The organism is Noviherbaspirillum album (genome assembly GCF_035916955.1).
Classification (GTDB): Bacteria; Pseudomonadota; Gammaproteobacteria; order Burkholderiales; family Burkholderiaceae_D; genus Noviherbaspirillum; species Noviherbaspirillum album.
Genome location: NZ_JAWIIV010000079.1, coordinates 1 through 8,599, shown reverse-complemented (window position 1 = coordinate 8,599; position 8,599 = coordinate 1). Strand labels below are relative to the sequence as shown.

10 protein-coding genes are annotated in these 8,599 nt (G+C 58.3%); 6 read left to right on the top strand and 4 right to left on the bottom strand.

Features of this window, described 5'->3' with window-relative positions; genetic code table 11:
* Positions 1-169: 169 nt before the first annotated feature.
* On the bottom strand, positions 170-1,609 hold the full coding sequence (locus tag RY831_RS32340; protein WP_326510406.1) for an NAD-dependent succinate-semialdehyde dehydrogenase: 1,440 nt from the start codon (positions 1,607-1,609) through the stop codon (positions 170-172).
* A gap of 282 nt (positions 1,610-1,891) precedes the next feature.
* On the opposite strand from RY831_RS32340, the gene RY831_RS32335 reads away from it, so the two are divergent.
* Positions 1,892-2,269, top strand: a complete 378-nt coding sequence (locus tag RY831_RS32335; RefSeq protein WP_326510405.1) for a YbaN family protein — start codon at positions 1,892-1,894, stop codon at positions 2,267-2,269.
* Positions 2,270-2,290: 21 nt separating this feature from the next.
* Here the strand turns inward: RY831_RS32335 and RY831_RS32330 are convergent, their stop codons facing one another.
* Positions 2,291-3,730, bottom strand: coding sequence for a UvrD-helicase domain-containing protein (locus RY831_RS32330; RefSeq protein WP_326510404.1), 1,440 nt, complete (start codon positions 3,728-3,730; stop codon positions 2,291-2,293).
* A 2-nt stretch (positions 3,731-3,732) separates the two neighbouring features.
* Positions 3,733-4,683, bottom strand: coding sequence for a LysR substrate-binding domain-containing protein (locus tag RY831_RS32325; protein ID WP_326510403.1), 951 nt, complete (start codon positions 4,681-4,683; stop codon positions 3,733-3,735).
* Between the two features lie 130 nt (positions 4,684-4,813).
* Here RY831_RS32325 and RY831_RS32320 point away from each other — a divergent pair, with 130 nt between their 5' ends.
* The 5 genes from RY831_RS32320 (at position 4,814) to RY831_RS32300 (ending at position 7,693) form a co-directional block, all read left to right on the top strand.
* Positions 4,814-5,137, top strand: a complete 324-nt coding sequence (locus tag RY831_RS32320; RefSeq protein WP_326510402.1) for a carboxymuconolactone decarboxylase family protein — start codon at positions 4,814-4,816, stop codon at positions 5,135-5,137.
* A gap of 15 nt (positions 5,138-5,152) precedes the next feature.
* Positions 5,153-5,587 carry a tautomerase family protein gene (locus RY831_RS32315; protein WP_326510401.1) on the top strand — a complete coding sequence of 145 codons (435 nt, stop codon included), beginning with the start codon at positions 5,153-5,155 and terminating at the stop codon, positions 5,585-5,587.
* Positions 5,584-6,153, top strand: a complete 570-nt coding sequence (locus RY831_RS32310) for a DUF4865 family protein (RefSeq protein WP_326510400.1) — start codon at positions 5,584-5,586, stop codon at positions 6,151-6,153. Before RY831_RS32315 ends, RY831_RS32310 begins: the two co-directional genes overlap by 4 nt.
* 181 nt (positions 6,154-6,334) lie before the next feature.
* Positions 6,335-7,114: a DUF72 domain-containing protein gene (locus RY831_RS32305; RefSeq protein WP_326510399.1), complete on the top strand. Its 780-nt coding sequence runs from the start codon at positions 6,335-6,337 to the stop codon at positions 7,112-7,114.
* A gap of 42 nt (positions 7,115-7,156) precedes the next feature.
* Positions 7,157-7,693: a DNA-binding transcriptional response regulator gene (locus tag RY831_RS32300; protein WP_326510398.1), complete on the top strand. Its 537-nt coding sequence runs from the start codon at positions 7,157-7,159 to the stop codon at positions 7,691-7,693.
* Positions 7,694-8,188: 495 nt separating this feature from the next.
* On the opposite strand, the gene RY831_RS32295 is transcribed toward RY831_RS32300, so the two are convergent.
* Positions 8,189-8,431 (bottom strand): ATP-binding protein, encoded by a 243-nt coding sequence (locus tag RY831_RS32295; RefSeq protein WP_326510397.1) that lies wholly within the window; start codon positions 8,429-8,431, stop codon positions 8,189-8,191.
* Between the last annotated feature and the right edge of the window lie 168 nt (positions 8,432-8,599).

Genomic DNA, 8,599 nt, shown 5'->3' with positions numbered 1-8,599 from the left:
GCCTCCGCTCCGGTGAAAGAAAAACACCCTACTAGCGTAACCGCTCGTAGGGTGGAGGGTGACCATCTCATTAGCCCCCTGCCATTCGAATGGCAGGGGGCTTTTGCATGGCGGTGCGTACCGGACTGCGTGACCGCAATATGGTGCAATCCGGCTGCGGTCGACAGGTTTAAGCGTTCATCACGGCGACGGAGCGCACGTTCAGGTAAGCCTCCACCGCCTCCGGTCCACCTTCGGAACCGTAGCCGGAATCCTTGACTCCGCCGAACGGCATTTCCGCCGACGGCAGTGCCGGCATATTGACCCACAGCATGCCGACTTCCACCCGGCGCGCAAGCAGGTCCGCGTTCTTCAGCGAGCGCGTGAAAGCATAGCCTGCCAGGCCGTACGGCAGGCGGTTCGATTCGGCAATCGCTTCTTCCAGCGTATTGAAGCTGCGGATCGCCGCCATCGGACCGAACGGCTCGTCATTGAACACCTTCGCATCCACCGGCACATCGGACAGGATCGTCGGCTGCCAGAAGTTGCCGGCATCGCCGATGCGTTCGCCGCCGGCCAGCACCTTCGCGCCGCGTTCGATGGCGTCCTTGGTGAATTCCGCCATCGCGGTCAGGCGGCGCGGATTGGCCAGCGGGCCCATCTGCGTGCCTTCGGCCAGGCCGTCGCCGATTTTCAGTGCCTGCGCATGCTTGACCAGCGCCTGCTCAAATTCGCCGCGGATGCTTTCATGCACCAGGAAACGGGTCGGCGAGATGCATACCTGGCCGGCATTGCGGAACTTGGCCGCACCGGCCGACTTGACTGCCAGCGCAATGTCGGCATCCTCGGCTACGATCACCGGCGCATGACCACCCAGTTCCATCGTCACCCGCTTCATGTGCTGGCCGGCCATCGCGGCCAGCTGCTTGCCCACCGGCGTGGAGCCGGTGAAAGTGATCTTGCGGATGACCGGATGAGCGATCAGGTAACTGGAAATTTCCGCCGGATTGCCATATACCAGGCCGAGCACGCCGGGCGGCAGGCCGGCGTCGGCAAAAGCCTGGATCAGCGCTGCAGGGCCGGCCGGTGTTTCTTCGGGCGCCTTGACCAGCATCGAGCAGCCGGCGGCCAGCGCGGCGCCTACCTTGCGGACCACCTGGTTGATCGGGAAATTCCACGGGGTGAAGGCGGCGACCGGGCCGACCGGATCTTTCAATACCATCTGGCGCACGGCGATGCTAGTGCGGGAAGGCACGATACGGCCGTAGACGCGGAAACCTTCTTCAGCGAACCATTCGATGATATCGGCGGCGGCCAAGGCTTCGCCCTTGGCTTCGACCAGCGGCTTACCCTGTTCCTGGGTCAGCACGCGACCGATGTTTTCGGCGCGTTCGCGCATGAAGCCGGCGGCGCGGCGCATGATCTTGCTGCGCTCGGCGGGCAGCATGTCGCGCCAGGTTTCGAAACCTTTCTGGGCGGCCTCGAGGGCGCGGTCGAGATCGGCGCGGCCGGCATGGGCAACTTTGCCGATTTCCTGGCCGGTAGCAGGGTTGTGAATTGCCAGCGTGCGGCCGTCGGCAGCATCCTGCCACTGGCCGTTGATGAACAGTTGTGTATTCGGATAAGTCATAGTGTGCTCGCTTTGCCCAACGCAGGACGGATGATCAAGCCGCAACGCGCGACCGCCAGGCCTGCGGGAACTGGCGGGTCATGGGTGCGTACGGAGTGTTATCGCACGGCAGGTAAGTCAGGCGCCTGCCTGCACAAGTTATCGTTGCCAAATTAGCTCGGCAGCCTCTAGTGTACCAGCGATGGTAGAACGGCATCTGACATGGTAAATTGGATATCTGACAACTATGCCAGCCATACCCACCATGCCGATGATTGCTCGCGGAGACAAACGGATCACGACGTGAAAATACTGTTGAACCTGGTCGGCCTCATTGCCGTGGCACTCGGCGTTCTGGGAATCTTTCTGCCCCTCCTGCCAACCACACCTTTCCTGCTGCTGGCTTCCGCCTGTTTCATGAAGAGTTCGCCGCGCCTTCACCGATGGATGCTGAGTAACCCATTGTTCGGCGAATACCTGGCGAACATTCAGGAAAAGAAAGGCATTCCGTTCAAGGGCAAGGTCGTCACGTTGGTCGTGCTCTGGACCTCCATGGCTTATTCCATCTACATCGTGCGCCCGCTCATGATCAAAGGCTTGCTGGCCGTGATCGGCTTGGCCGTCAGCGCCTGGATACTGCATATGAAGACATTGCGGCGCGAACCCGAGCAAAAGCTGTAACGGCGATATGCCCCATCGAAGTCATCCGGCCGGATGCAGGCTTCCCTTGTCGACGGCCTCGATGAACGCCAGATACTGGCGATTGAACTGAATGGCGCTTCTCGCGCGCGTCATCGCCACATACAGCAGGTTGATTTCCTGTTCGAATTCGGTTGCATTGCTTGCATGGGCAGCGGTGCGCCGCCCCCTCTTGTCGACCAAGTCCTGAAAATCGTCATCAAGCAGCACCTGGTCGAACTGCAATCCCTTTGAACGATGCGCGGTCAGTAGCAGGACTTGCGCCTCGGCCGCAGTTGCGCAGGCCTGACCGCCGACTTGATCCATCAGCCCCGGCAATGCGGTGCGATATTGATTGACAATCGAAACCAGGGACAGGATTTCCTTGTCGGAAGTCTCGCGGCCGTAAGTGGCCAGGGCGTCAAAATTTCCGAATTCCCGGTAGAACGCATCCTGCACCAGTGCGCCCTGGTCCGACCACAATCCGTAGATGTCGCGCAGCTTGCCGAACAGTGAACTGTGCAGGCCGCCAACGAAATGCACACGACGCTGGCCAAGCAGGTTGACAGCCTGGTTGAACACGCCCGCATTCGTGCGGCTGATGATTGCGAACGGCCGGGCATGGTCGAGGCGGTCCGGTTGCGCAGCCATGGCACCGCCGCCGATGATCGCATGCGTTTCCGCTTTCATGTAGCGCAGCAGTGTCGTGGCGGCATTGGCCACCAGGCTGCCGAAGCGCATGGACCGCGTCAGGTAATGCACTTCCGCGTCGGGCAACATGTCCATTACATTGACATTGCCGCGAAAACCGTAGATCGCCTGATGCCGATCGCCCACCAGCACCTTGCCGCAGCGCTGGCGGAACACGATGTCGGCGGTCACCAGGTTGGTGTCCTGCGCCTCGTCGAGCAGGATGATGTCGTACCGCTTCGACAATACCGGCAAGGAAAGCTGGTACAGCTTCAGGTAGGCATCGTGCGGCAGCGGCAAGGAACTGCCGTCGTCGATAATGTCGCGCCATACCTGTTGCGCGGCGCCGGTGATTCGCAGCCGGTCCGACATCGGCAACGCGTCCGGAACATGCGCTTCGGTAATCATCGCATCGGCGGAGTACATGAAATTTTCAAGCGTCTTTGCCAGCACATCGGCCACCAGAAGGGAAACATCGCTGTAATGACGGAGAAGATCATTCGGCCGCAGCGTCCCCAGCTTGTGGCGGTAGCGATACCCGACCGCGGTGTAGGCCAGCGAATGAATGGTGCGGCAGTCGACGTTTTCCGGGAACGACCCGGCCGCTTCCTGGGCCATTGCCTTGTTGAAGGCAAGATAAAGAATGCGCGCCCGCGGACGCGCCATTGCGTAGCCGCGCAGGGTCGTGGTCTTGCCAGTGCCGGCGAAGGCATTCACGACAACGTTGGCGGAGCGGCTGTTGATGATCCCGGCTTGCTCTGCGGTGAACTCCATGCTCAGTGCTCCCAGGTCATCATGACGCGGCCGGGCACCGACATTCGCTGCGCGGCAGGCGACGTCATGTCATCGATGCCTTGCCGGATGATGTCCTGCAACCGCCGGCATGCTGCAGCGGGCTCCGCCTGGTTTCTGTATATGGCGAGTCCAAGAGATGGCAGGCGCGGCAAGCCGCATTCTTCCGGCCTCGAAATCCGCAATCCGGAAGGCAAGCCGAGCGAAGTGCGTACCGTCACGCCGAGACCGGCTGTCACCGCGGCCCAGACGCCTCCCAGGCTCGGGCTGGTGAAGACCAGTCGCCAGGGGATGCCGGCCCGGTCCAGTGCTTCGGTGGCCAAGCTTCGCATCAGGCACGGCGCCTCCAACGCAACCAGCGGCACCGGTTCGGCATCGCCCCGCGTGCGCCGGCTCCAGTCGCGCGGCACCTGGCCGGACCGGCCTATCCAGTGCAACGGGTGCATGCCCATCGTTTCCATATGCGCGGTTCCGCCGCCGGAATGCCATGCAAGTGCCAGATCGAGCTGGGATGACTGCACCTGCCCAAGCAATTCTGCGTTCCTTGAGATCCTGGCCTCGATGCGCACGCCCGGATGGCTGCGGGCGAAGCGCCCGAGAATTTCGGGCAGCAGATGTTCCCCAAAATCCTCCTGCAGTCCGAGGCGGATCCAACCTTCCAGTGCCAGCCCGCGCAAGGCCATTGTCGCTTCGTCATTCAAATCCAGAATGCGCCTGGCGTAACTCAGCAGAACCTCACCGGCGTCGGTCAGCACCATGCCGCGGCCTGCCTTGGTAAGGATCCGCTGCCCCGCCTGCTCTTCCAGTTTCTTCATCTGCGCGCTCACGGCGGAGGTGGAACGTCCAAGCCTGTCCGCGGCCTTTGCAAAGCTGCCGAGCTCCATGCCTAGGCTGAAGCTGCGCAGTGCGTCGATATCGAAATTGATTTTCCGCATGGAATCGTCCTGGATTTCTGGATGGTGCATTCAAAACTATTTGATTTTCCTAACTATCGTCTGGCTTTACGCTAGCCGTCAAGCATCAAGCATTACTTGCGGTGCCCCGGATTTTTCAAGGAGAGCCTTAATGAGCAAATTTGCAGGACTGGGCCAGGCGGGATTTGGCGGGGTCGCGCCGAAACTCGCCCAACTTACCGATGCCGTTCTCTTCGGCAACATATGGGAAAGCGATGGCTTGTCCAGGCGAGACCGCAGCCTGATCACCGTCGCAGCGCTGATCGCCCTCTATCGTCACGAACAGCTTCCCTTTCATCTGCAAACGGCAATCGAACACGGCGTATCGATGGAGGAATTGGCGGAAATCATCACGCATCTTGCCTTCTATGCCGGCTGGCCGGCCGCTGCGAGCGCGGCATCCATGATGAAAAGTCTCGATCGCCATGTTCCGTAACAGGAGTCCCGAAACATGCCCTTCTGCCGTATTTCCCTGCGTCACGGACACTCACCGTCATTTCTGAAAGCGCTGTCCGATAGCTTGCACCAAGCACTCGTCGAGACTTTCGAAGTGCCGGCAGAAGACCGTTTTCAAGTCATTCATCAGCACGCGTCCGAAGAGTTGGTCTTTGATCCTCACTATCTGTGCGGCCCCCGGTCCAGCGATTTCATTCTGATTACCATCACGGCGGGACGCCGGCGCAGTCCCGGAGCCAAGCAGGCGTTTTACCGCAGGCTGGCCGAACTGCTTGCGCTTTCGCCCGGCATCCGGCCGCAAGACGTGATGGTTGTGATCAGCACGACCGAAGCGGAAGACTGGTCGTTCGGCAACGGTGCTGCCACCTTGCTCGCAACGCAAATGGAGCAAGTCCAAAATCAAACCCTGCCAGAAGAGAAAACAAAATGATCGCCATGCAATATGAATTTACCCTGCCCGCTGACTACGACATGTCTATCGTCGATCGACGCATCTCGGAAAAAGGCCACATGACTGATGGTTTGCCCGGACTGGTGTTCAAGTCCTACCTTTCGAGTCGCAAAACCCGGTCGACCATACCAGGGCGGATAGCAGAAAATGCCTATGCGCCTTTCTATCTTTGGCAATCCGCCGAGGCAATGAATGCCTTCCTCTGCGGCCCCGGTTTTGGGGGAGTGACACAGGCATTCGGCTGGCCATCGGTGAAGACTTGGTCGGTATGGCATGCGAGGATTTCGGAAAATCTGTCACGAGCTCGCTTCGCCACGCACGCGAACATCCCGATCCAGCCCTATGCGAAGCTGGATGACTTGCGCATGGCCGAACGGGAGCAAGCGGCTGCGATGATCGAGCGCGAAGAGGCACTTGCTGCCGTGAGCGGATTCGAACCAGTCACCTGGACATTGGTGCGTTTCAGGCTATGGGAAGAGTTGCCGCGCATGGCGCTCGCACCCGAAGAACGATGCTATGAAGTTGGACATATGTCTACCGCCTAGTGGAGCGTGCCGGGGGCTTGTTGACTGAGGCATGATTCGCTATTGCCCCCGGGTTTGCGCAGCCGCGATGCCTGCTGTCGCTTCCTTCTCTATGATGGCTGTGCATGCCAACACAGGCATGATGCGAGATGGCGCACCTGAATCGGTGCAACCGTTTCGCGCAACTTATTGACGGGCGGGAATGCAAATCTACATCGGCACCAGCGGTTTTCAATACAAGCATTGGAACAACGGCGTATTTTATCCGCGCGGCATAAAGGACAGGTTGCGCTACGCACTGAGCCGCATGACGGCCATTGAAATCAATTCAAGCTTTTACCGCATTCCCCCGCCGGATACCGTCGAGACGTGGGCGCGTAATCTGCCGGCGGGCGTAAGAATGGTGCTGAAGGCGCCGCAATCGGTCACGCATCGACGCAGGCTGAAGCTGGAAAGCGAAGGCAATGTCAGGCAGGGTAGGGATCTGCTGAACTATTTCATCGATGGCGTGCTGCGCATTCCCCAGGCGAATCGCGGTCCTGCCCTGCTGCAGCTGCCGGAAAGCATGGCGCCCGACCTCACACGGCTTGAGCAAGTCCTCCAGCTATTCTCGCGTCGCGGCTTGCAAGTTGCGTTGGAAGTCCGGCATGCAGCGTGGTGCAATGTCGACACGCTGGCACTGCTCGAATACTATCAAGCCACTCTCGTTGCCTCGGACTGGCCCGAATTCCACACGCCGCTTCTTCCAACCAGTCAATTTATTTATCTACGCCGGCACGGTCCGGGCGCACTGTATGCAAGCGGTTACGACGACAAGGCGCTGCGTGCCGATATCGATTCGATATGGAGACTGGCTGGAGCAAACCAGGCATCAACATGCCACCAGATAGATACGGCTTATGTCTTTTTCAATAATGATATTCATGGACATGCTCCGCGTGACGCGATGCGCATGATGGAGTTGCTCGAACACAAAAGGTGATTAGTACTGCTTTTGGGCCGCCCGTCGAACCCAAGTTTCCTCATGTTGACCCAACAAAATCTCATGGTTCGCGGAGAGGAGCAAACGGTAAGCCTGTCACGGTTAGAATTCATCTTCACATCCACCGAAATTCCGCAGCGTGCTATGGAAGCAAAACCGGATCCGAGACCCTGGCAACCGAAACCGTTCTTGGTTGCGGTACTCGACAGCGACGAATATCTGGCCGATACGCTCTGCGAGCGTTTGCAAAGCATTGGATTTGACGCCAGCGCCTACTATGACATTGACGTATTGATGCAGGCACGCCGCCATACAAGCTACGACGCCTATGTGCTTGATTACCTGACCGACTGGTTACCGCCTTCGAGCGCGCTGGAGACACTGATTGCTTCCATACGCGACGGACACAATGGCGATGTGCCAATCTTTATTTTAGGCAACCAAGTTGCACCTGAACGCATAGATGGTCTTGGGTACATTCTGATGCATCTTAAGGTTCGATATCTGTTGAAGCCGATCGATATAACTTATTTCGCCAGGCGAATTGCCGAGGCCGTAATAAAACGGGCAGGCCTTTGAAGAAACGCCCATAAATTTTCAATAATCTTGCCGGGAACTTGACGAGGGTGTTGTTATCGAACCACGAAAGACGTACGAGCTTTGTGATTCTTCAAACCTTAACTGCTATTTCCATGATGCGTTACTCACACCAAAGAATGCACGGTTCCAGTCTCCGCACTGTTGAAGACAAAATGATGGGCCTTGGATGTGTTGCAGCTTCAGCGAGTTTAAGCCTTGCAATAATGTTCTGGGCATTTCGCCTGATGCTCGAAAAGGCCATGTTGCTGTAAGTCGAACGGATTGTCTTCGGTAATCGCCGCATTACAATGCCGGAGTGGGCAGTTCGGCAAGCGTAAGCGAATATTTCGTTGGACTTCGACGTTCACAGGGTCTGGGAAGCGCGATGCAAGGTCATCCCGCCCAAGGCTTCTTGCGTCATTCCAGAACCCGCATCGTTTATCTTCACCTCCACGTAACGACATGTCATAACGCACGCTACCCCAAAGGAACAATTCAGGGTTGCTGGTGGCGGATTGAGATGGCGCCGCCGTCGGGCATCGCATCGCGGGCGTTAAACGCCAGATTCAGCAAGAAAGTTTCGAACTGCGGGGCATGTGCCAGCAACGATTGCAGATTGAGCGCCAGATTCGCCTTGAACCCGATGCTGGAAATGTTTGCACGCCGCAAGACGAATTCGAAACCCGTAGCGAGGCGGAAAGAGCAGTAGACACGTGCATCGCGAGTTTCATCCTTCAAGACAAGTCGTCACCGTCGAAGAAATATTCTTATGCCTTAGCCGCGGTGGAAGATGTAAAAAAGGCAGCCTGAAAAAAAATTTGCACGCCGGCGAATGCTTTGCTATAGTTCGGCTCCCGTCGCGAAACGCAGCAAACAAAGCGAGCAGCGACAGGGACGAAACAGTGC